We start from the raw sequence: 22,065 nt of genomic DNA, 5'->3' as shown, positions 1-22,065 counted from the left end.
CGTCAGCCGAAGACGGCGCCGGCCAGCTGCATGATGACCGGGGCCTCGGCGCCGTCCAGGCCGGTCGGGTTGAGCGAGTAGACCACCGTCCGGGAGAGGTCCCGGGTGGCGAACACGCCGTTCGTCCAGCCCGGCCGGGAGCCGGTCTTGCCCCAGATCTCCACGCCGCCGACCTTCGTCCGCTCCAGGCCCATGCTCATGCAGGCCCGGCCGGCGTCCGGCCCGGTCTCGCAGTGGCTGCTGTGGTGGGTCGGCACGTCGGGGACGGTGAACAGCGCCTCCTGCTGGGCGGGCGGCAACAGGCGGCCGCGGAACAGTGCGGTGATGAAGCGGTCCAGGTCGGCGGCGCTGGAGATCAGCCCGCCCTCCGCCCACGGCCAGGGGCTCTGCTCGGTCACGTCCACCTGCCGCGGGGCGCCGTCCGGGCCGGGCACGGTCAGCCGGGGGCGGGCGGCCGGGTGCCGGAGCGCCGGGTCGTCCGCGTCCGGCACCGAGGTGTCGCGCAGTCCGAGCGGGCGGACGATCCGCTGCTGCACCTCGTGGGCGTAGCCGTGCCCGGTGACCTTCTCGACGAGCAGGCCGGCCACGAAGGTGTTCATGCCGTTGTACTGCTGCGCGGTGCCGGGTGCGAAGGCCATCTCCTGGCCGTTCGTCGTGGCCACCACGCGCTCCGGCGACCAGGACTCGAAGCGGTGGTCGACGAACCACGCGGCCGTGCCGTCGCCCCACGGGCCGTTGCCGCCGTTCGGGAGTCCGCTGGTGTGGTTCAGCAGTCGGCCGACCGCGATCGGCGGGAAGGAGGCCGGCAGCAGGTCGGGCAGGTAGTGCTGGACGGGGGTGTCGAGGTCGAGGCGGTGCTCGGCGGCCAGTTGGAGCACCACGGTCGCGGTGAACACCTTGGAGATCGAGCCGATCCGGAACCGCCCGTCGGCGTCCGGGGCCCGACCGGTGGCCGGGTCGCCGATGCCGCCCACCGCGTCCAGCCGGCCGGCCCGGCCGGAGACGTGCACCAGCGCCCCGGACACCTCGGCGGTCGGCAGTCCGGCGAGCACCCGGCGGACTGCCGACCGGTCCAGCGGCGGCAGCGGGGCGGCCTGCTGCACCGCTGCGCCCTGCATCACGGCCACCGGCCCGGATCCGGCGGACGCGGGCCCGGCCGCCGTCCCCACCGCCAGCGCGGCGAGCACCGCTCCGGCGGCGGCAACGGCGGTCCAGCGGGTGCGGCGCACAGCAGTAGCCACGACAACATCTCCTGACGGTCGGTCATCACGGGCCGGTCCGCCCGGCCCCGCACAGGAGTCTGGCGAAACCGGCCCGCCGAACCATCCGGGACGGCCCCCCACCCGCCCCCGATCCCGCCCCCGATCCGCCCCCGGAACAACCCCGAGGCCGACCGCGGCGCCCGTCCGGGCCGGACGCCGCCGCAGGCGGCCGAACCTCTGACCTTCAGGGGGTCGTTCTCAGGGCGCACGGAAGAGCGGCCCGGCCTGCGCGGTGCAGGCCGGGCCGCTCTTCGTGGAGGGGGCGTCAGACGTTGAAGCGGAACTCCACGACGTCGCCGTCCTGCATGACGTACTCCTTGCCCTCGATGCGGGCCTTGCCCTTGCTGCGGGCCTCGGCGATGGAGCCGGTCTCGACCAGGTCGTCGAAGGAGATGACCTCGGCCTTGATGAAGCCCTTCTGGAAGTCGGTGTGGATGACACCGGCGGCCTCGGGGGCGGTGGCGCCCTTCTTGATCGTCCAGGCCCGGGTCTCCTTGGGGCCGGCGGTCAGGTAGGTCTGCAGGCCAAGGGTCTCGAAGCCGACCCGGGCGAGGGTGGCGAGGCCGGGCTCGTCCTGGCCCATGGACTGGAGCAGCTCCAGCGCCTCCTCGTCGTCGAGCTCGATCAGCTCGGACTCGATCTTGGCGTTGAGGAAGATCGCCTCGGCGGGGGCCACCAGCGCGCGCTGGGCGTTCTTGAAGTCCTCGTCTGCGAGCTCGTCCTCGTCCACGTTGAAGACGTAAAGGAACGGCTTGGCGGTGAGCAGGTGCAGCTCGCGGATCGGGTGGGTGTCGAAGCGGGCCTCGAAGAGGGTCTTGCCGGTCTCGAGGATCGCCTTGGCGGCCTCGGCGGCGGCCAGCACCGGCGCGGTGTCCTTCTTGAGGCGCGCCTCCTTCTGCAGGCGCGGCAGGGCCTTCTCGACGGTCTGCAGGTCGGCGAGGATCAGCTCGGTGTGGATGGTCTCGATGTCGTCCTTCGGCGAGACCTTGCCGTCGACGTGCACCACGTCGGGGTCGGTGAAGGCGCGGACGACCTGGCAGATCGCGTCCGACTCGCGGATGTTGGCGAGGAACTTGTTGCCCAGGCCCTCGCCCTCGCTGGCGCCGCGGACGATGCCCGCGATGTCGACGAAGTCGACGGTGGCCGGGAGGATGCGCTGCGAGCCGAAGATCCCGGCGAGCTTCGCCAGCCGCGTGTCCGGGACGCCGACGACGCCCACGTTGGGCTCGATGGTGGCGAACGGGTAGTTGGCCGCCAGCACGTCGTTCTTGGTCAGGGCGTTGAACAGGGTCGACTTGCCGACGTTCGGCAGGCCGACGATTCCGATCGTGAGCGACATGAAGCGATGTCCCGTGGGCTTGGAGGGCGTGGAGCGGCCGGAGGCGGCCGATCCCCCAGTCTACGGGGCGCGCTCAGCCCGTCCGGTCGGGCTCCAGGAACTCCAGCCGGTTGCCGATCGCATCGGCACTGTGGAAGCGGCGGCGCCCGGGGACGGAGTCGTCCCACAGGACGGGGTGGCCGTGCTCCTCGAGCCGGGCGGCGAGCGCGTCCAGGTTGTGCACCAGGATGCCGGGGTGGGCCTTGGGCGAGGGCGCGAAGGCGGGGACGACGCCGAGGTGCACCTCCACTCCCCCGCCGCGGAACCAGCAGCCGCCGCGCGCGGCCAGCACCGGCGGCTTGGCCAGCTCGGTCATCCCGAGCACCCCGGCCCAGAACGCCCGGCAGGCGGGCTCCGCACCGGCCGGGATGTCGAGCTGCACGTGGTGCACCCGCTCGAAGGAGAAGCCCGTCATCACTCCCCCCTCCACTGGTGATCACATCCGGTCACGTCCGCTCACGGTTCGGCCCCGTCCGATCCCTGCCGGGCCGGGCTGCGAGCCGCCTCGGTCGTGGACGACGCTACCCCTCTCCGGACACGCCCGGGCAGGAATTCCGGCATTACACACTGTGGCGATGATCGGACCGTACGTTGGGCGGGTGGAGCAGCAGAGCATCCGTACCCAGCCCCCCGGGCCCCGTCGGCGGCCGTCGGCCGGCGGCGCCGACCGGGCCGCCGTTCCGGGCCCCGCCGCGCCCGTCGACTCCCGGCTGCGGACGGCCTCCGGCCAGGCCCCCGTCCGCCGCCCGCGCCTGCCGTGGGCGGGCCGCGGCCGGGAGCGGTCCGGTCGGCCGGCCCGGCTGACCGCGGTGGGCACCGGGGTGGCCGCCGCCGCCGGGACGCTGCTGGTCGCCGGGGTCGACCGGGCGCTGTTCGGCGGGCTGGGCGTGCTCTTCGGCCTGGGCTACCTGGTGGTCTGCTTCCAGCTGGCCGTCCGGGTGCGGTATCCGGACCTGCCGGCGGCGCCGATCAGCGGGCCGATCGCGTTCGCGCTGGCGCTGGCGCTGCTCCAGCCGGTCGCCTCGCCCGGGGTGACCGGGCGGGTGGTGGGGCTGGCGAGCGGGCTCGCGGTGCGGGCCGGCTGGCTGTTCACCGGTACGGGCCTGGCCACCGTGATCGTGGCGGCGCGTTTCGTGGCCCAGCGCCGGGTCCGCCGCGCACGGTGACGCGGCCGGCCCGGCGCCGGTCCGGTGGGCAGGGCGCTACCCGGCCCTGGCGGCGGCCATCGCCGCGCCCACGATGCCCGCGTCGTTGCGCAGCTCGGCCGGGACGACCTCGGCGTCGCGCTTGCGGAGCAGCGGCAGGAACTTCTCGTGCTTGCGGCTGACCCCGCCGCCGACGATCACCAGCTGCGGCGAGAAGAGCATCTCGACCAGGTCGAGGTACTCGTCGACCCGCCCGGCCCACTCGGCCCAGGACAGCCCATGCCGCTCCCTGGCGGCCGAGGAGGCCCGCCGCTCGGCGTCCTTGCCGCGCAGCTCCAGGTGGCCGAGCTCGGTGTTGGGCACCAGGGCGCCGTCGACGAAGAGCGCGCTGCCGATGCCGGTGCCGAAGGTGAGCAGCAGGACGACGCCGCCGTGGCCGCGGCCCGCGCCGTACGCGACCTCGGCGATGCCGGCCGCGTCGGCGTCGTTGACGACGGTGGCGGGCAGGTCGAGGGCCTCGCGGAAGAGCCCCTCGGCGTCCATGCCGATCCAGTCCTTGTCGACGTTGGCGGCGGTGCGGGTGCGGCCGTCGACCACCACGCCGGGGAAGGTCAGGCCGACCGGCCCCTGGTGGCCGAAGTGCCGGACGACCTCGACGACCGCCTCGACCACCGCGTTCGGCGAGGACGGCTGCGGGGTGAGCACCTTGAACCGCTCCTCGGCGAGCCCGCCCGCGGCCAGGTCGACCGGTGCGCCCTTGATCCCCGAGCCGCCGATGTCCACGCCGAATACCGTCGCCATTGCCGCCGTTCCTCCATCGAATCGTTGTCCACAGCCTGTGCACAGCCACGGGCTGTGCACCAACCTACGGGCGGGCGGCCGGGGCCGCCCGCCGTACCGTCCGCTGTGGTACCCGGTGGCGGACAGCGCGAAGCCCGGGCCCCCGTCGGTCGGGGCCCGGGCTTCGCGGTGCAGGTCAGAGCTTGCCGGCGGCCTCGGCTCGCAGGTCGCGGCGGAGCTCCTTGGGCAGCGAGAACTGCAGGTGCTCCTCGGCGGTCTTGACGGCCTCGACGTCGGCGTAGCCGCGCTCGGCGAGGAACTCCAGGACGCCGTCGACCAGGATCTCGGGCACCGAGGCGCCGCTGGTCAGGCCGACCGTGGTGACGCCCTCCAGCCAGGCCTCGTCGATCTCGTCGGCGAAGTCGACCAGGTGGGCGGCCTTGGCGCCGTACTCCAGGCCGACCTCGACCAGGCGGACGGAGTTGGAGGAGTTCTTGGAGCCGACCACGATCAGCAGGTCGGTCTCGGGGGCGAGCTTCTTCACCGCCACCTGGCGGTTCTGGGTCGCGTAGCAGATGTCGTCGCTGGGCGGGCTGACCAGCAGCGGGAAGCGCTTCTGCAGCTCGCCGACGGTGGCCATGGTCTCGTCCACGGAGAGGGTGGTCTGGGAGAGCCAGACGACCTTGGACTCGTCCCGGACCTGCACGTTCGCCACGTCCTCGGCGCCGTCCACCAGGTGGATGCGGTCCGGGGCCTCGCCCATCGTGCCGATGACCTCCTCGTGGCCCTCGTGGCCGACGAGCAGGATGTCGTAGTCCTCCTCGGCGAAGCGCACGGCCTCCTTGTGCACCTTGGTCACCAGGGGGCAGGTGGCGTCGATCGTGGCGAGCTTGCCGGCCTTCGCCTCGTCGTGCACGGACGGGGCGACGCCGTGCGCCGAGAAGACCACGATGGAGCCCTCGGGCACCTCCTCCGTCTCGTCGACGAAGACGGCGCCCTTCTTCTCCAGGGTCTGCACGACGTACTTGTTGTGGACGATCTGCTTGCGGACGTAGATCGGCGCCCCGTACTGCTCCAGGGCCTTCTCCACGGCGATGACGGCGCGGTCGACACCCGCGCAGTAGCCCCGGGGGGCGGCGAGCAGGACGCGGCGCTGTGCAGTGGTGGACATGGCTCCATCGTACGGGCGGCCCGCCGCCCCGCCCGACGGGCCGGGCCCCGGCGGGGCGGCCGCACCGTCGGCGGGCGGCGCTAGCCTCGTACGCATGGCGAACAGCAGCTCTCCCGAGGCACCCGTCCCGGTCGGCAAGGTCTCGGCGATGATCGGGAGTTGGATCGACCGGCTGGGCGAGGTCTGGGTGGAGGGGCAGATCGCGCAGCTGAGCCGGCGGCCCGGCGCGGGGATGGTGTTCCTGACGCTGCGCGACTCGGAACGGGACGTCTCGCTCACGGTGACGTGCTTCCGCTCGGTGTTCGAACAGGTGGCGGAGGCCGTCCAGGAGGGTTCCCGGATCATCGTCCGGGCGAAGCCCGAGTGGTACACCGCCCGCGGCACGCTGTCGCTGCGGGTCTCGGAGATCCGGCTGGTGGGGCTGGGCGAGCTGCTGGCGCGGCTGGAGCAGCTGAAGCGCAAGCTGGGTGCGGAGGGGCTGTTCGACGCGGACCGCAAGCGGCCGCTGCCGTTCCTGCCGCGCTGCGTGGGGCTGGTGACCGGCCGGGGTTCGGCGGCGGAGCGTGACGTCCTGGAGAACGCCCGGCGGCGCTGGCCCGCGGTCCGGTTCGAGGTGCGCAACGTCCTGGTGCAGGGCCCGAGCGCGGCCGCGCAGGTCGCGGCGGCCGTCCGGGAGCTGGACGAGCACCCGGAGGTCGACGTCGTCGTGGTGGCCCGCGGCGGCGGCAGTGTGGAGGACCTGCTGCCGTTCTCCTCGGAGGACCTGGTGCGCACCGTGGCGGCGGCCCGCACCCCGGTGGTCAGTGCGATCGGGCACGAGCCGGACCAGCCGCTGCTGGACTTCGTGGCCGACTTCCGGGCGTCGACGCCGACCGACGCGGCGAAGCGGGTGGTGCCGGACGTCGGCGAGGAGCTCGCCCGGGTGCACCAGCTGCGGGACCGCGCCCGGCGGTACGTGGTCGGCCGGGTCGAGCGGGAGCTGCAGGGCCTGGAGGGCGTGCGCAGCCGCCCGGTGCTGGCGGCGCCGCACCGGCTGGTGGATGGCCGGGCCGAGGAGCTGACGGCGCTGGTGGAGCGGTCCCGGCGGGTGCTGGGGCACCGGCTGGACCACGCCCAGACGGACCTCGGGCATGCGCTGGCCCGGGTGGTGGCGCTGTCCCCGCTGGCGACGCTGCAGCGCGGGTACGCGGTGCTGCAACGGGCGGACGGCACGGTGGTGACCGATCCGGCGCAGGTCGCGGCGGGCGACGGGCTGCACGCGCGGGTCGCCGGGGGCGGCTTCGAGGTGACGGTCGACGGGGCCTGAGACCGGCCGGCGTCACTCGGTCGGTATCCGGGCGTGCGGGGGCCGGCTCATGCTCTCCTGGACGAGGCTGTTCCACTCCCGGCTGAGGTCGGCGAGTTCGGCCTGGGCCCGGTCGGCGGCCTCGTGGGCGTGCCGCAGTTCGCGGTGGACGGCCTCCAGCAGGCGCAGCAGGGCGTCGGCGCCGAGCTGCCGGCCGTCGCCCACGGGCGGTGCACCGGGCGGCGGGGCGACGGCGTGGCCGGTGACCGCGGGCGGCGCGGCCGCGGGTACGGCGACGGCGGAGGGCCCGGCCGCGGTCGGCACGGCGGCCGGCGGCGCGACGGCGGGCCTGGCGGCCGGGAGCGGTGGAGCGGGAAGGGCCCGGCGGGCTGCGACGAGCTCGGCCTGACGGTCCGTCCTGGCCTCGGTCTCGCGCATCCAGCGCCGCATCCGGGCGAGGGCGTACTCGGTGGTGGAGAGCGCAACCACGGCCAGGCAGCCGAGGAGCGGAATCCAGCGCGTGTTGTAGGTGCCGGCGACGATCAGTGCTACTCCGCCGACCGCGCCCACTGCTCTGAGCGCGTCGGCCGCCACCGGAGAGATTCTCGGCATTCCTGGCCTCACCTCTGCATGTGCACTGCCCCTCCCCCGCGGCCCTCGTCCGGTGGAAAAGGGGCACGCTCGCTTTCCCGCTGCAGGCCGATCGCCTGGGCGATGGAGGCGAGAAGGAATTTCCGGATCATGGGGTGGGTGACACCCCAGGCATCCAACGCTTCCTCAGGGGTGATGGGTGAGCGTACTCCCTGGGAGAGATCGTTTGCGGATTCCTCGGAAATCACTCCGCCGCGCACTAGCAGCTCGTGCAGGTCGACGTGCACGACCTGCGCGATTCTCTGGAATTGGGACGGCCTCGGAAGTGTCTCGCCGCGCAGCATGCGCCCGACAGCGGAGGCGCTCATGCCGGTGTCCCGGGCCAGGGCGAGCCTGCCGCCCGCGCCGGGGGTGAGGTCGTATCCCGCGCGCCGGGCGGCCTCGTGCACGACGGCGCCGAAACGTTGGGCGGGGGTGGTCTCCGAGGTGGTGTCCTCAGTCGGCTGCATGGCGGCCAAGGCTATCGCGTGTCATGTCCCAGATGCATCGACTTGCATGAGTGCAAGCCAGTGACGATCCGTCAGGTCCCGCAAATTCGGGCCTCCGGTCGGAATAACTGACGGAATGTCGGAATCGCTTGCACGCATGCATGCCCACTCGTATCGTTGCGGCACCTGCTCTCCGGGAGGTCCGGTATGGATGGGACGCTGCGTGGAACGCCGCGTGCAACACCGCACCTGATCGAGGCCGCCAAGGCCGGCGACCGGGACGCCTGGGCTGAGTTGTACCGCCGCTACCGGGGACCGGTACTGGCGTTCCTCACCCGCCGAACCGGGAATCGCGCACTGGCCGAGGACCTGACACAAGACACGTTCGTCCGCGCAATGGCCTGCATTGACGGCTACCGCTGGACGGGCAAGGACATGGGCGCATGGATTTTCACCATCGCCCGGAACATCATGTTCGACCACGACAAACGCCGCGCCACCCGCAGCGAGTCCACCGTGGCGGCCGTCGCGGATTCGGACGCGGGAATCTGCGTCGAGGACGACGTCCTCGCCCACGTGGAGGCCGAGCGGGTATTCGCCGCCCTCGCGGTATTGACCGAGCACCAGCGCACCGCACTCACCCTGCGCTACTGGGACGACCTCAGCTCGCGCGAGGTCGCCGACGCCATCGGCATCCGGGTCGGCGCCGTGAAGACCCTCACCTACCGGGCGCGCACCACGCTCCGCCGCACGCTGGAGCCGGCGGGCTAGGTCTGCCGTCCGGCCCCTGCCGGAGTCAGTCCGCGACGAGCCGCTGCCGGGAGAGCGCCCGGGAGTGCTCGGCGAAGCCGAGGCTGCGGTACAGCTCCTCGCCGGAGTCGGTGGCGTGCAGGTCGACCCGCGTCGCCCGGCGCCCGTCGAACCAGGCGATCAGCGCCTCGGTGCAGCTGCGGGCGTAGCCGCGCCGGCGGTGGCCGGGGTCGGTGCAGATGTTGAAGACGAAGCCGAACCGGCCGTCGGGGTGGCCGGGTGCGGGCAGCCGCTCCTCGAGCGTGCCGACCGCGCAGGAGGCGAGCCGGCCCGGGTGCTCCGGGTCGTCGACCACGTACGCCTGGAGGGTGCGCCGGGCGTCGGGCTCGGCCAGGCGCTCGCGCAGCACCTGCTCGGCGGTGGCCTGCCAGGGGCCGGCGCAGTCGCCGCCGGCGTCGGACATCGCCGAGAACATCAGGGCGCGCAGCCGGACCAGCTCGGGCGCGTCCCCGGCCTCGGCGGGGCGCACGCCCGCCCGCTGCATGGTGGTCATGGCCGGAGGCTAGCCGCGGCGGCGCCCCGGGCACATCCGATTTGTCGGCCGGAGCCCCTACGCTGGCCGCATGGCAGATCAGCAGCAGACCGGCGCTCGGCCGGCGGGCGGGGAGCAGACGGGCCTCGGCGGGGGCGCCGCCGACGAGTCTCTGGGGTACGAGCAGGCCAGGGACGCCCTGCTGGAGGTCGTGCGGCAGCTGGAGACCGGCGGCACCTCGCTGGAGGAGTCGCTGGCGCTGTGGGAGCGGGGCGAGCAGCTGGCCAAGGTCTGCCAGCGCTGGCTGGACGGCGCCCGGGCACGGCTGGACGCGGCGCTGGCCGCCGAGGAGTCCGCCGACGGGCAGTGAACACGGGCGGGCACCCGGGAGAAGTGACCGGCGTCACTCTTCCTTGCGGAATAGTTTAAGTTTCACCTAACGTTGGAGCCCGTGAACGGTCCTCCCGGGCCGTCCCGCCCGCTTTCCCGTCTTCCGTACGAGGTGGATTCCGCAATGACCCTGGCACTCGACGCCGCCGCACAGGACCTGCTCTTCCGCGAGGCCCGTACCGCCAACACCTTCACCGACGAGCCGGTCAGCGACGAGCAGGTCCGGGCGATCTACGAGCTCGTCAAGTTCGGCCCCACCGCCTTCAACCAGCAGCCTCTGCGCATCGTCCTGGTCCGCACCGACGAGGGCCGCGAGCGCCTGCTGCAGCACATGGCCGAGGGCAACCGCGCCAAGACCGCCACCGCGCCGCTGGTCGCCATCCTCGCCCAGGACAACGAGTTCCACGAGGAGCTGCCGTCCCAGCTGCCGCACTTCCCGCAGGCGAAGGACATGTTCTTCTCCGAGCGCCCCGTCCGCGAGGCGTCCGCCACGCTGAACGGCGCCCTGCAGGCGGCCTACTTCATCATCGGCGTGCGCGCCGCCGGCCTGGCCGCCGGCCCGATGACCGGCTTCGACGCCGCGGGCCTGAACAAGGAGTTCTTCGGCGACGGCGAGCACTCGGTGCTGGCCGTGGTCAACATCGGCAAGCCCGGCGAGGACGCCTGGTTCCCGCGCTCCCCGCGCCTGGAGTACGACCAGGTCGTCACCACCGTCTGATCCGGCACCGGGCCCTGCCCGTACGGCACGGCACGAACACGGCGAAGGCCCCCGCGGTTCACCGCGGGGGCCTTCGTCATGCACGGGGGAGGTGGCGCTACTTCAGCGCGCCGGCCAGCTGCGCGAGCTCCTCGTAGGAGGCGGAGCCGGTGACCACGGTCGTCGCGGTGCCGCCCGGCTGGGCCAGGCCGCGGTACTTGGTGCCCTGGAAGCGCTGCCAGTCCTGCCCGGCCACCGGTGCGCTGCCGTCCGCCTTCGCGCCCGGCACCACACCCGCGATCACCTCGTCGCGGCCGCCGCTGGACTGCTCCAGGGCCGCGTACTGGCCGGACGGGGTGACGAACCCGAGGTGCCACACCGCGTTGCCCTTGGCGTCCTTGCGGTACTCCACCGAGGTCGCCCGCCACTGGTCGGAGAGGCCCTGCGGGCCGAGCACCGGGTAGGGGGCGGCGCGCTTCGCCGAGGCCAGCGCGACCCGGTAGTCGACCACGTGCACCCCGTCCCCGCCCGAGTGCGGGATGAAGAGGTAGCCGAAGAAGACCACGACACCGACCGCCAGCATCGACAGGATCATGTCCCGTACGGTCTGCCGGCCTCTCTTGCTGCTGCTGCCTGCCACCCGTCCATGGTGGACCATCGCCCCCCGGCCCCCGACCACCGGGTACCCCCCGGCGCGTGAAGCGGGACGAACCACCGCATACCCGCTGGTCGCGCCGGGTGCGGCACAGACACCCGTCCGGTCGGCGGATACGATCGCAGCAACCCTCACCACGGCGTTCGACCTGGCAGTAGTCGGGCGCTCACTGGCCGTCGCGTACAGAGAGGTAACGACGATGACCACGCAGTACCCGCACAACCTCCCCAGCTCGCTGGAGGTCGCCCCGGAGGCCCCGGACCGCAACCTCGCCCTGGAACTCGTCCGCGTCACCGAGGCCGCCGCGCTGGCGGCCGGCCGCTGGGTCGGCCGCGGTGACAAGAACGGCGCCGACGGCGCGGCCGTGAAGGCCATGCGCACCCTCGTCTCCACCGTCTCGATGAACGGCGTCGTCGTCATCGGAGAGGGGGAGAAGGACGAGGCCCCGATGCTGTACAACGGCGAGCGGGTCGGCGACGGCACCGGCGCCGAGTGCGACGTCGCCGTGGACCCGGTGGACGGCACCACGCTGACCGCCAAGGGCATGCACAACGCGGTTGCCGTCCTCGCGGTCGCCGACCGCGGCACCATGTTCGACCCCAGCGCGGTCTTCTACATGGACAAGCTGGTCTGCGGCCCGGAGGCCGCCGACTTCGTCGACATCACCGCCCCGACGGCCGTCAACATCCGCCGGGTGGCCAAGGCCAAGGGCAGCGCCGTCGAGGACATCACCGTCGTCGTCCTGGACCGCCCCCGCCACGACGGCCTGGTCAAGGAGATCCGCGAGGCCGGCGCCCGGATCAAGTTCATCTCCGACGGCGACGTGGCCGGCGCCATCATGGCCGCCCGCGAGGGCACCGGCGTCGACCTGCTGATGGGCATCGGCGGTACCCCGGAGGGCATCATCGCGGCCTGCGCCATGAAGTGCATGGGCGGTGTCATCCAGGGCCGGCTGTGGCCCAAGGACGAGGCCGAGCGCCAGAAGGCGCTGGACGCCGGGCACGACCTCGACCGGGTCCTCAGCACCGACGACCTGGTCAGCGGCGAGAACGTCTTCTTCGTCGCCACCGGCATCACCGACGGCGAACTGCTGCGCGGCGTGCACTACCGCCAGGAGACCGCCACCACCAGCTCGCTGGTGATGCGTTCCAAGAGCGGCACGATCCGGCGCATCGACTCCACCCACAAGCTGTCCAAGCTGCGGGCCTACAGCGCGATCGACTTCGACCGCGCCAACTGACGCACCGTCCGCACCGCGGCCCCGGGCAGGCGCCCGGGGCCGCGGTGCGTCTCAGCCCGCTATGCGGCCCGCCACCGTGCGGCGCGCCTCGCGCAGCTCCGCCTCCCGGCGCCGCCGCCGGGCCAGCACCACCCGCCGCTCGGCCGCGGTCAGCCCGCCCCACACCCCGTACGGCTCCGGCTGGGCCAGCGCGTGCTCCCGGCACTCCAGCAGCACCGGGCACCGGGCGCAGACCTGCTTGGCGCGCTCCTCACGGGAGAGCCTGGCCGCCGTCGGCTCCTTGGACGGCGCGAAGAACAGCCCGGCCTCGTCGCGGCGGCAGGCCGCCCCGGTGTGCCACGGATTGTCCTCCAGCGGGTCCGTGGGCGCGGCCACCGCCACCGGGCTGCGGCGGACGGCGGCAGTACCGGTGGCGCTGGACTCGATCGGATGTAGCACGGCAACTCCTGACGCGGTTCGAGACTCGGGGAAGCTCGCATCCCTGCCCGACTGCCCCGTGCCCGCCCGTCGCGGCACCGCCGCCCTCCGGGTCACAGCCGTAACAAGAACCGATGTGCGGGGGAACTACCCCCTCGCCCTCCGATTCATGCACACCGCACGCAACCGACTACTCGCTGCACTCGACGCAACGCCGAGTGCCCGCAGCCGAGTTGGCCCGCCCGCCGGTGCACACGGCACCGCACGGCCGGGCCCTGCTCAGAGTTCCAGCTGCTTACGTGCCCACTCCAGGAGCTTCTTGCCGCGGCGCGGCTTGGCGTCGCAGCCGCCGAAGATCGCGGCACCCTTCACCCGCACCACCGGCGCGTACGGATCGGCCGCGGTCTGCTCGCGCACCGAGAAGCCGCCGAAGATGCCCACGCCGCCGCCGTGCAGGCTGACGTTCTCCGGCACCTTGATGTCGACCCCGCCGAAGATCGCGGTGACCTCGATGACCACCTCGGGCGACTCGAACACCGCGTCCGTCAGGTCGATCTCGATCCCGCCGAACACCGCGACCGCCTTCAGGTGGGAGCCCACCCGCCAGCGCCCCTTGCGCTCCGCCCCGCCGAACACCGCCAGCATCGTCGGCGACTCCTGCCGGGCCGGCGGCATCGGCGGGCGCTCCCGGCGCAGCGGCGGCTTCTCCATCGACAGCGGCGCGTCCGTGGGGGCCGGCAGATCCCGGGTCAGCGGGACGAGGTCGCCGAAGGTCTTCGCGGCGTACGCGGCCTCGATCCGCTCCGAGTGCTCCTCCACCGTCAGCCGGCCCTCGGCGTACGCGTCGCGCAGCAGGTCGGCGACCCGCTCGCGGTCCGCGTCCGAGCAGCGCAGATCGGCCTCCGCGACCGGCGCGGAGAGCACCGGCGCCGCCTTCGGGACGGGGGCGGGCTCGGCCTTCGTCATGGGTACGGGCTGCTGCCCCTGGTCGTCGTGCGAGTCGTCGTGCGACGGCGAAGTGTCCACGGGGAAAGCCTAGCCACCGGGGCCCTGCCGAACGAGAGTTCGGCGCAGAAAGGCGTGAGCCCCGTCACGCAGGCTCACCTGCGCTCCTTCGCCGCGCCGCCTGCACCTACCCTGGAGGGTGCTTCGCAGACGCAGCCGACCTCGCTAAGGATCTCCCCCCATGGCCACCCCGGAATTCGAGTACCGCGACCTCCTCCCGATCGGTGCCGACCCCACGCCGTACCGGAAGCTCACCTCCGAGGGCGTCTCCACCTTCGAGGCGGACGGCCGCACCTTCCTCAAGGTCGAGCCCGAGGCGCTGCGGCTGCTCACCGCCGAGGCGATGCACGACATCTCCCACTACCTGCGCCCGGCCCACCTCGCCCAGCTGCGCCGCATCCTGGACGACCCGGAGGCCAGCCCCAACGACCGCTTCGTCGCGCTCGACCTGCTGAAGAACGTCAACATCTCGGCCGGCGGCATCCTCCCGATGTGCCAGGACACCGGCACCGCCATCGTCATGGGCAAGCGCGGCCAGAACGTCCTCACCTCCGGCCAGGACGAGGCCGCCATCGCGCGCGGCGTCTACGACGCGTACACCAAGCTGAACCTGCGCTACTCGCAGATGGCGCCGGTCACCATGTGGGACGAGAAGAACACCGGCAACAACCTGCCGGCCCAGATCGAGCTCTACGCCACCGACGGCGACGCCTACAAGTTCCTCTTCATGGCCAAGGGCGGCGGCTCCGCCAACAAGTCGTACCTGTACCAGGAGACCAAGGCGATCCTCAACGAGTCGTCGATGCTCTCCTTCCTGGAGCAGAAGATCCGCTCGCTGGGCACCGCCGCCTGCCCGCCGTACCACCTGGCGATCGTGGTCGGCGGCACCAGCGCCGAGTTCGCGCTCAAGACCGCCAAGTACGCCTCCGCGCACTACCTCGACAACCTGCCGACCTCCGGCGACGCGAAGACCGGCCACGGCTTCCGCGACCTGGAGCTGGAGCAGAAGGTCTTCGAGCTCACCCAGAAGATCGGCATCGGCGCGCAGTTCGGCGGCAAGTACTTCTGCCACGACGTCCGCGTGATCCGCCTGCCGCGGCACGGCGCCTCGCTGCCCGTCGCGATGGCCGTCTCCTGCTCCGCCGACCGCCAGGCGCTCGGCAAGATCACCGCCGAGGGCGTCTTCCTGGAGCAGTTGGAGACCGACCCGGCCAAGTACCTGCCGGACACCACCGACGCCCACCTGGACGACGAGGTCGTCAAGGTCGACCTGAACCAGCCGATGTCCGACATCCGGGCGCAGCTGTCCAAGTACCCGGTCAAGACCCGGCTGTCGCTCAGCGGCACCCTGGTCGTCGCCCGCGACATCGCCCACGCCAAGATCAAGGAGCGGCTGGACGCCGGCGAGGGCATGCCCCAGTACATGAAGGACCACCCGGTCTACTACGCCGGCCCGGCCAAGACCCCCGAGGGCTACGCCTCCGGCTCCTTCGGCCCCACCACCGCAGGCCGGATGGACTCCTACGTCGACCAGTTCCAGGCGGCCGGCGGCTCCATGGTCATGCTCGCCAAGGGCAACCGCTCCAAGCAGGTCACCAAGGCCTGCAACGAGCACGGCGGCTTCTACCTCGGCTCGATCGGCGGCCCCGCCGCCCGCCTCGCCCAGGACTGCATCAAGAAGGTCGAGGTGCTGGAGTACCCCGAGCTCGGCATGGAGGCCGTCTGGCGCATCGAGGTCGAGGACTTCCCGGCGTTCATCGTCGTCGACGACAAGGGCAACGACTTCTTCGCCGAGGTCACGGACGGCCCGTTGATCACCAGCCTGCGGGTCCGCTCCGCGGAGTAGGCGCACAACGGCGCGCGCCCCGGTCCTCGTGGACCGGGGCGCGCTCACTGCCGTGTCACGGGCGGTTGATCACGTTGCCGAGCGGTTCGAAGACCTCGTCCGACTTCGGCTGGTCGCCGGCCGGCGCAGGGTCGGCCGCGGGCTCGTCGGCGGACAGGTCCTCGATGATGTCCTGCAGCGACTGCGGGTCCACCGTGGCGTCGCTGAACTCGACTGCTGCCGGGGTGGTGTCGGTGGCGGGCGCCGCGGTCTCGTTGTCGGCCATGAAGGGGCCGCCTTTCACATCGTCAGGTTTGTGCGTACCGGTCGGTTCGGTCCGACCACGCGGCCAGTATCGTAGGGGTCGTTAAATGTCCTATAAACACCGCGCCGCCTGTGCACTTCTCCAACGTTTGCGTGCTTGGCCCTAAGCTGGCGCCTCGCCGCAGACCGGCGGACGGCACAAATCGGGAATCGCCACACCGGCCATCGGGGGGACCACGTGGAACAACGGGAGACGCGGCACGCAGACTCGCTGCGTTTCCAGGTACTCGGCCCTGTCCAGGCCTGGCGCGGCGACCAGCAGCTCACCCTGGGATCACCGCAGCAGCAGGCCGTACTGGTGGCACTCCTGTTGAACCACGGCCGACCGGTCAGCACTCAGGACCTGGTCGACGGCCTCTGGGGCGACAGACCTCCACCCCAGGCCGTGGCCGCACTGCGCACATACATCTCACGACTGCGATCGGTCATCGAACCGAATCGCGAACTCCGCGCCCCTGCAGAGCTGCTGGTATCCGTCAGCGACGGCTACGCGTTGCGCATCGCCCCGGAGTCGCTGGACCTGGCGGTCTTCGACTCCCGCACCACCCGGGCCGGCGCCGCCAAGACCTCGGCCGACAGCCGCAGCGCCCATGAACTCCTGGTCGACGCACTCTCCTTGTGGCGCGGCAGGCCCCTCTCAGGCATCCCCGGCCCGTACGCCGAGGCACAGCGATCACGGCTGGCCGAGCGTCAGATCACGACGCAGGAGGAGCGGTGCGCCGCAGCCCTCGACGTGGGGCTGCACGCCGACACGGTGGCCGAACTCAGCGCCCTCGCTGCAGAGCACCCGCTCCGCGAACGGCTGCGCGAGCTCCTGATGCTGGCCCTCTACCGGTGCGGGCGCCAGGCCGAATCCCTGGGCGTCTACGCGGACACCCGCAAGCTGCTCATCGACGAACTGGGCGTCGAGCCGGGGTCGGCACTGTCCTCCATGCACACACGCATCCTGGCTGCCGATCCGGACCTGATGCCGGTGCAGGCGCAGGCGGACCGCAGGGCCTCCGAAGAGGCACCGACCTTCATCCCTCCCGCCCAGCTCCCTGCCGACGTCTCCGACTTCAGCGGTCGCACGAAGATGGTCGGAGAACTCCAGGACGTGCTGCGCAGCGGCACCGGGCAGGCTGTGGTGGTCACTTCGCTCGCCGGCATCGGCGGTGTCGGCAAGACCACGCTGGCCGTGCACGTCGCGCACAGCATCCGGTCGTCCTTCCCGGACGGTCAGCTGTACGTCGATCTGCGCGGAGCCGGTGGCACGCCCGCCGACCCGGCGGTCGTCCTGGGCGACTTCCTCTACACACTCGGGGCGACCGAGGTCCCGGACTCGGTGGAACAGCGCGCCGCCCTGTACCGGTCGATCCTGGCCGAACGCCGCGTGCTGATCCTCCTGGACAACGCGAGGGACGCCCGCCAACTCCTGCCGCTCATCCCCGGAGTATCGGGCAGTGCGGTCCTGGTGACGAGCAGGTCCCGCCTCGCCGAGATCCCCGGCGCCCACCTCGTCGACGTCGAGGAACTGACGCCTGAGGAGGCGCTCGTCCTGTTCTCGGCCATCGTCGGCCACGAGCGGGTCGCCGCCGAGCCGGAGGCCGCACTCGCCGTCGTCACGTCGTGCGGGTTCCTCCCGCTTGCCGTGCGGATCGCTGCCGCGCGACTGGCCAGCCGTCCCCGCTGGAGCGTCTCGGACCTGGCCCGGCGGTTAGCGGACCAGCGGCGGCGGCTGCAGGAGCTCCAGCTCGGCAACCTGGCCGTGGAGACGACGCTCGGCCTCGGCTACGGCCAGCTGCGCCCGGCGGAGGCGCGTGCCTTCCGGCTGCTGTCGCTCGTCGACTCGCCCGACCTGCCGCTGTCCGCCGTGACGGCGCTGCTCGGCTGCGGGGAGGACGAGGCGGAGGAGCTCGCCGAGGCGCTCGTCGAGGCGAACATGCTGGAGTGCTTCACCCCCGGCCGCTACCGCTTCCACGACCTGTTGCGGCTCTACGCCCAGCGGCAGAACGAGAAGCTGCAGGACCTGGCAGAACAGCGGGCCGCAGTCCTACGGCTCCTCGACCTGCTGCTGGCGACCATGCGCAATGCGGCGCAGGTGATCGAGCCCGACGACGTACTGCCCGAGCCGCTGCACCACCCGACGTCCGCAGGCTTTCACCACCGGGACAGCAGCTCGGCCCAGACATGGCTCAGGTCCGAGATGGCCGTGGTGCTCGCAAGCCTCGAACGAGCGGTGAGGGACCCCCGCGAGCTCCTGCGGCCGGCCGTCGAACTCTTCATCGTGCTGCGCTTCCTGGTCGAGGACCCGATGCACGGCCGGAGGATCAGGGAGGTGCTGCAGACCGCGGACCAGCACGCCGAGTCCTTCGGGGACACTGCGGCACTGGCACGCATCCGATTTGCCCGGGGGTACCTGCAACACGTGGCGGGCGAGTTCTCGCAGGCGGAGGTCTCCCTCCGCCAGAGCATGGAGCTGCAGGACCACGGCGAGCGGACCCACCTGCGAATCTCCGTCGCGAACGCGCTGGCGATCGTGCTGAGCCTGGCCGACCGTTCTGCGGAGGCACTGGAGTTCTTCGAGGAGGCCCACTCGATCAGCCGCAGCCTCGGCGCCTCGGTGAGCGAGGCCCGGCTGCTGGGGAACATCGCCCGTGCCCACCTCGACCTGGGCCAGCACGAGGATGCGGCGCGCACCGCGCAGGAGGCCGTGGCGGCGGCCCGGTCGTCCGGCAATGTGCCGTGTCTGGCCGACACGCTGTACCAGCTCGGCGTGGTCCTGCGGTCGACGGGCTCGCCGGGCGAGGCGGCCGGGCACCTGCGTGAGGCGCACCGGCTGTACGAGCTGCAGCAGCACCGCATCTGGGAGGGCTACTCGCTGGCCCGGCTCGCGGCGTGCCTGCTGGCGGACGGCCTGGCCGGCGGAGGCCGCGGAGTCGGCGGACGAGTCACTCGCCATCGCGCAGGAACTGGACGCCGCCTACTGCCAGGGTCTGGCCAATGCCGCGCTGGGCGAGGCGCTCCTGGAGCTGGGGCAGCCCGCGCGTGGGCTGGCCTGTCTCCAGGAGGCGCACTCGGTGTTCAGCCGGCTCGGTGTGCCCGAGGCCCTCCCCGTTCGGGACCTCATCGCGGTGCAGCAGCACACCGAGCCCTTCTCTCCCCCCGCGCCGTAGGCCGTCCGTCCCCCCGACGGGCGGCCTTCCCCCCTGGGGCGCCGGCGCTCCCGCAGCCCCCCGGCTGCGGGAACGCTTTGACGCTTCCCCGGCGCTGAGAAGACTCTGGCAGTTGCCGATTGACGTTCGATAAACGCCCGCGTTGATGACGTTTGCGCAGGTCACAGTAGTTGACCGGCGCACGCCGACAAGTGCACCACCCTGCTCCGCTCCGGTCTGCCCCCGGCCCGGCGGCCCGTTTCGTCCGAAACCCGGCCAACTGCGGCCGACTGCGGTGAGTTGGCCGGAAAGGTGCCCCACGGCGAAGTGATCACGCTTATCCTCGAAGGCCAGCAGACACATCGACAAACCGACGCGGGGGCGGAGACTGTGGCGGGTCGGTCCCGCCGGGAGCCAGGTGGAGAGGTGCCCAAGGCGTGACAACCGGACAGATCTCGGACCCGTCCCACGTCGGCCGTCGGCGCCGCTCCGAACGGGCCCTGCAGGCGGTCGCCTTCGACGCGATCGGCCCGCGCTACGACGAGGTCTTCCCCGACCGCACCGGCCAGACCGCCTGCGGCGACTGGCTGCTGAACGAGCTGGCCTCCGGCGCACGGGTGCTGGACGTCGGATGCGGTACCGGTGACCCGACGGCACGCCAACTGTCCGCCGGCGGGCTGCGGGTGACCGGCATCGACCTCTCGGACGGGATGCTGGCCGCGGCCGCCCGGGCGGTGCCCGGCGCCGAGCTGCACCGGATGGACATGTACGACCTGGCGACCCCGCGGGCCGCCACCGCCTGGGGCGTCCCCGGGCTCGGGCCGGACGCGGCAGGGGAGTTCGCCGCGGCCACCGCCTTCTTCTCGCTCGTCCTGCTGCCCAGGGCGGAGATCGCCGTGGTGCTGCGGCGCATCCGCACCCTGCTCCGGCCGGGCGGGCTGCTGGCGCTCGGCATGGTCGAGGCCGACCTGGACGACGCGCCGCTGCCGTTCCTCGGCCGCGAACTGCGGATCAGCGGCTACCTTCGGGAGGAGCTCGTGCAGACGCTGGCAGCGGCCGGCTTCGAGGTGGAGGCGTGCACCGGCCACCCGTACGCGCCCGCGTCTACCGCCCTGCCGCCGGAGGAACAGCTCTTCCTGCGCTGTCGGCGCACCACCTGACCGACCAGGCCCGACCACCCTCGACAGCTCAAGAACGGGCAGCCCGTGCGCGACCACTCCACGCCCCAGGCGGGGCGGCCGACCGCCGCCGCGCCACTGGTCGGCGCCCAGCGCTCCGCGCCGGAGCAGGACGACCGGCCCGGCCTGACCGAACGGCTGGGGTACCTGGAGGCCGCCACCCGGCGGATCAACGGCTCACTGGACCTCCGCACCACCCTGCGCGACCTCGGCCGCTCGGTCGTCCCGGCGCTCGCCGACGCCGCCGTGGTGCACCTGCGCGACCCGCTGCCGCCGGTGGAACGCGACCCCGGGCCGCCCACCGCACTGAAGCTGCACCACGGCCACGGCACCCGGCTGGGCCGCCGCTCCCGGCTGTGCAGGCCTTCCGCCGACGGCCCGCTCGCCCGGCTGCTGGCCGGCCCGGCACCGTACGGGCCCGCGGTGCTCGGCACGCCCGCCGCGGACCGGCTCCGCCCGCTGCTCACCGAGCTGTACGGCGCCCGTACCCTGGGCCGCCTCGCCGCGGGCACCGCACTGCTGCTCCTGCCGCTGCGCGGCCGGAAGGCCGTGCTCGGACTCCTGCTGCTGATCCGCCGTCCCGGCAAGGCGGGCCCGGCCCGGTTCGAGCCCGCCGACACCGCGATGGCCCGCCACCTGGCCACCCAGACCGGCCTCGCGGTGGACACCGCCCTGCGCTACGCCCGCGAGTTCGAGACCGCCCGCGAACTGCAGCGCCGGATGCTGCCCGCGCACCTGCCGCAGCCGCACGGGGTGCGGCTCGCCCACCGCTACCTGCCCGGCGAGCGCGGCGCCCAGGTCGGCGGCGACTGGTACGACTCGGTCGAACTCCCCGGCAACCGGGTGGCGCTGATCGTCGGCGACGTGATGGGCCACTCGCTGACCTCGGCCGCCGTCATGGGCCAACTCCGCACCAGCGCCCAGACCCTGGCCGGCCTCGACCTGCCGCCGCACGAGGTGCTCTACCACCTGGACGAACAGGCCCAGCACCTCGGCGCCGAACAGCACCTGGCGACCTGCGTGTACGCGGTGTACGACCCGATCGCCAACCGGGTCGTGCTGGCCAACGCCGGCCATGTGCCGCCCGTCCTGATCGGCCCCGACGGCACCGCCGAGCTGCTGGACCTGCCGCCCGGCGCCCCGATCGGCGTCGGCGGGGTCGACTTCACCTCCACCGAACTCCCCGCTCCCCCCGGCTCGGCGCTGCTGCTGTTCACCGACGGCCTGGTGGAGAGCCGCCGGCGGTCGCTGGCGACCGGCCTGGAACAGCTGCGCAACCGCCTCGCCTCCGCGCACCGGCACTCGCCCGAGCACGTCTGCCAGGAGGCCCTGCGGGTGCTGCCGTCCGGCGAACGGGCCGACGACATCGCCCTGCTCGCGGCCGCCTTCGACGGCATCCCGGCCGAGGACGTCTCCTACTGGTACCTCCAGCCGCGGCACGAGACCCCCGGCCGGGCACGGCGGCTGGCCGCCCACGCACTGCGCCGCTGGGGCCTGGAGGAGCTGTCGGAGACCACCGAGCTGATGGTCTCCGAACTGGTCACCAATGCGATCCGGCACGCCACCCGGCCGGTGACGCTGCGGCTGGTGCGGACCTCCCGGCTGCGCTGCGAGGTCGGCGACGACAGCCCGGCGCTGCCGCGCGCCCGCCGGGCCGGACCGGACGACGAGCACGGCCGCGGCCTGCAGATAGTCGCCCGCTGCGCGGACGACTGGGGGGCGACCCGGCTCGGCGCGGGCAAGGTGGTCTGGTTCGAGCAGCGCCTGCCCGCCCGCGGCCGGGCGGTGCCCGCCTCCGCGGGGCCGCAGCGCCCCTGA

The 22,065-nt window shown here is 72.8% G+C and carries 22 protein-coding genes; 10 read left to right on the top strand and 12 right to left on the bottom strand.

The window, feature by feature from the left end:
• Nucleotides 1-2: 2 nt before the first annotated feature.
• The 3 genes from ACQ614_RS21930 to ACQ614_RS21920 all read right to left on the bottom strand — a co-directional run bounded on the left by ACQ614_RS21930 (nt 3) and on the right by ACQ614_RS21920 (nt 3,055).
• Entirely contained in the window at nt 3-1,241 is a 1,239-nt protein-coding gene (locus ACQ614_RS21930; RefSeq protein ID WP_431680238.1) for a serine hydrolase domain-containing protein, read from the bottom strand.
• Between the two features lie 286 nt (nt 1,242-1,527).
• Nucleotides 1,528-2,601: a redox-regulated ATPase YchF gene (gene ychF / locus ACQ614_RS21925; RefSeq protein WP_363496329.1), complete on the bottom strand. Its 1,074-nt coding sequence runs from the start codon at nt 2,599-2,601 to the stop codon at nt 1,528-1,530.
• A 73-nt stretch (nt 2,602-2,674) separates the two neighbouring features.
• Complete coding sequence (locus ACQ614_RS21920) at nt 2,675-3,055, bottom strand: glyoxalase (RefSeq protein ID WP_431680236.1); 381 nt, start codon at nt 3,053-3,055, stop codon at nt 2,675-2,677.
• A 160-nt stretch (nt 3,056-3,215) separates the two neighbouring features.
• On the opposite strand from ACQ614_RS21920, the gene ACQ614_RS21915 reads away from it, so the two are divergent.
• Nucleotides 3,216-3,806, top strand: coding sequence for a DUF6542 domain-containing protein (locus ACQ614_RS21915; protein WP_431680234.1), 591 nt, complete (start codon nt 3,216-3,218; stop codon nt 3,804-3,806).
• Nucleotides 3,807-3,842: 36 nt separating this feature from the next.
• On the opposite strand, the gene ppgK is transcribed toward ACQ614_RS21915, so the two are convergent.
• Both ppgK and ACQ614_RS21905 read right to left on the bottom strand, forming a co-directional pair.
• On the bottom strand, nt 3,843-4,586 hold the full coding sequence (ppgK, locus tag ACQ614_RS21910) for a polyphosphate--glucose phosphotransferase (protein WP_431680233.1): 744 nt from the start codon (nt 4,584-4,586) through the stop codon (nt 3,843-3,845).
• A gap of 175 nt (nt 4,587-4,761) precedes the next feature.
• Nucleotides 4,762-5,736 carry a 4-hydroxy-3-methylbut-2-enyl diphosphate reductase gene (locus tag ACQ614_RS21905; RefSeq protein ID WP_431680231.1) on the bottom strand — a complete coding sequence of 325 codons (975 nt, stop codon included), beginning with the start codon at nt 5,734-5,736 and terminating at the stop codon, nt 4,762-4,764.
• 94 nt (nt 5,737-5,830) lie between these two features.
• Here ACQ614_RS21905 and xseA point away from each other — a divergent pair, with 94 nt between their 5' ends.
• Entirely contained in the window at nt 5,831-7,042 is a 1,212-nt protein-coding gene (gene xseA, locus ACQ614_RS21900) for an exodeoxyribonuclease VII large subunit (protein WP_431680229.1), read from the top strand.
• Nucleotides 7,043-7,054: 12 nt separating this feature from the next.
• Here the strand turns inward: xseA and ACQ614_RS21895 are convergent, their stop codons facing one another.
• Nucleotides 7,055-7,633, bottom strand: a complete 579-nt coding sequence (locus ACQ614_RS21895) for a hypothetical protein (protein WP_431680228.1) — start codon at nt 7,631-7,633, stop codon at nt 7,055-7,057.
• Between the two features lie 8 nt (nt 7,634-7,641).
• Nucleotides 7,642-8,121 (bottom strand): helix-turn-helix domain-containing protein, encoded by a 480-nt coding sequence (locus ACQ614_RS21890; protein ID WP_431680226.1) that lies wholly within the window; start codon nt 8,119-8,121, stop codon nt 7,642-7,644.
• A 186-nt stretch (nt 8,122-8,307) separates the two neighbouring features.
• On the opposite strand from ACQ614_RS21890, the gene ACQ614_RS21885 reads away from it, so the two are divergent.
• Complete coding sequence (locus ACQ614_RS21885) at nt 8,308-8,871, top strand: RNA polymerase sigma factor (RefSeq protein ID WP_363496353.1); 564 nt, start codon at nt 8,308-8,310, stop codon at nt 8,869-8,871.
• Nucleotides 8,872-8,896: 25 nt separating this feature from the next.
• On the opposite strand, the gene ACQ614_RS21880 is transcribed toward ACQ614_RS21885, so the two are convergent.
• Nucleotides 8,897-9,403, bottom strand: a complete 507-nt coding sequence (locus ACQ614_RS21880) for a GNAT family N-acetyltransferase (RefSeq protein WP_431680225.1) — start codon at nt 9,401-9,403, stop codon at nt 8,897-8,899.
• Nucleotides 9,404-9,473: 70 nt separating this feature from the next.
• Between ACQ614_RS21880 and ACQ614_RS21875 the strand changes: the two genes are divergently transcribed.
• Both ACQ614_RS21875 and ACQ614_RS21870 read left to right on the top strand, forming a co-directional pair.
• The gene (locus tag ACQ614_RS21875) at nt 9,474-9,752 is read left to right on the top strand and encodes an exodeoxyribonuclease VII small subunit (protein WP_431680223.1); all 279 of its coding nucleotides are present in this window, start codon (nt 9,474-9,476) and stop codon (nt 9,750-9,752) included.
• Between the two features lie 144 nt (nt 9,753-9,896).
• Nucleotides 9,897-10,490: a malonic semialdehyde reductase gene (locus ACQ614_RS21870; protein ID WP_363496362.1), complete on the top strand. Its 594-nt coding sequence runs from the start codon at nt 9,897-9,899 to the stop codon at nt 10,488-10,490.
• A gap of 97 nt (nt 10,491-10,587) precedes the next feature.
• Here the strand turns inward: ACQ614_RS21870 and ACQ614_RS21865 are convergent, their stop codons facing one another.
• A complete protein-coding gene (locus tag ACQ614_RS21865) occupies nt 10,588-11,127 on the bottom strand; it encodes a DUF4245 domain-containing protein (protein WP_431680222.1) in 540 nt (179 codons plus the stop codon).
• Between the two features lie 196 nt (nt 11,128-11,323).
• Here ACQ614_RS21865 and glpX point away from each other — a divergent pair, with 196 nt between their 5' ends.
• Nucleotides 11,324-12,364 (top strand): class II fructose-bisphosphatase, encoded by a 1,041-nt coding sequence (gene glpX, locus ACQ614_RS21860; RefSeq protein ID WP_431680220.1) that lies wholly within the window; start codon nt 11,324-11,326, stop codon nt 12,362-12,364.
• 51 nt (nt 12,365-12,415) lie between these two features.
• Here the strand turns inward: glpX and ACQ614_RS21855 are convergent, their stop codons facing one another.
• Complete coding sequence (locus tag ACQ614_RS21855; RefSeq protein WP_431680218.1) at nt 12,416-12,802, bottom strand: WhiB family transcriptional regulator; 387 nt, start codon at nt 12,800-12,802, stop codon at nt 12,416-12,418.
• A 258-nt stretch (nt 12,803-13,060) separates the two neighbouring features.
• Nucleotides 13,061-13,747, bottom strand: coding sequence for a DUF1707 SHOCT-like domain-containing protein (locus ACQ614_RS21850; protein WP_363496451.1), 687 nt, complete (start codon nt 13,745-13,747; stop codon nt 13,061-13,063).
• 220 nt (nt 13,748-13,967) lie between these two features.
• Between ACQ614_RS21850 and ACQ614_RS21845 the strand changes: the two genes are divergently transcribed.
• The gene (locus ACQ614_RS21845; protein WP_363496371.1) at nt 13,968-15,632 is read left to right on the top strand and encodes a fumarate hydratase; all 1,665 of its coding nucleotides are present in this window, start codon (nt 13,968-13,970) and stop codon (nt 15,630-15,632) included.
• Between the two features lie 55 nt (nt 15,633-15,687).
• Here ACQ614_RS21845 and ACQ614_RS21840 read toward each other — a convergent pair whose 3' ends face one another.
• Nucleotides 15,688-15,897 (bottom strand): hypothetical protein, encoded by a 210-nt coding sequence (locus ACQ614_RS21840; protein ID WP_431680216.1) that lies wholly within the window; start codon nt 15,895-15,897, stop codon nt 15,688-15,690.
• Between the two features lie 216 nt (nt 15,898-16,113).
• Between ACQ614_RS21840 and ACQ614_RS21835 the strand changes: the two genes are divergently transcribed.
• From ACQ614_RS21835 to ACQ614_RS21825, 3 genes are all read left to right on the top strand, one after another.
• The gene (locus tag ACQ614_RS21835) at nt 16,114-19,188 is read left to right on the top strand and encodes a BTAD domain-containing putative transcriptional regulator (RefSeq protein WP_431680214.1); all 3,075 of its coding nucleotides are present in this window, start codon (nt 16,114-16,116) and stop codon (nt 19,186-19,188) included.
• A gap of 318 nt (nt 19,189-19,506) precedes the next feature.
• Nucleotides 19,507-20,229, top strand: coding sequence for a class I SAM-dependent DNA methyltransferase (locus ACQ614_RS21830; RefSeq protein WP_431680212.1), 723 nt, complete (start codon nt 19,507-19,509; stop codon nt 20,227-20,229).
• 45 nt (nt 20,230-20,274) lie between these two features.
• A complete protein-coding gene (locus ACQ614_RS21825) occupies nt 20,275-22,065 on the top strand; it encodes an ATP-binding SpoIIE family protein phosphatase (protein ID WP_431680211.1) in 1,791 nt (596 codons plus the stop codon).

It is taken from the genome of Kitasatospora dryopteridis, assembly GCF_050749075.1.
In the GTDB taxonomy this organism is placed as follows: Bacteria; Actinomycetota; Actinomycetes; order Streptomycetales; family Streptomycetaceae; genus Kitasatospora.
The sequence above is the reverse complement of the archived record's forward strand: the minus strand, read 5'-3'. Positions and strand labels throughout refer to the sequence as shown.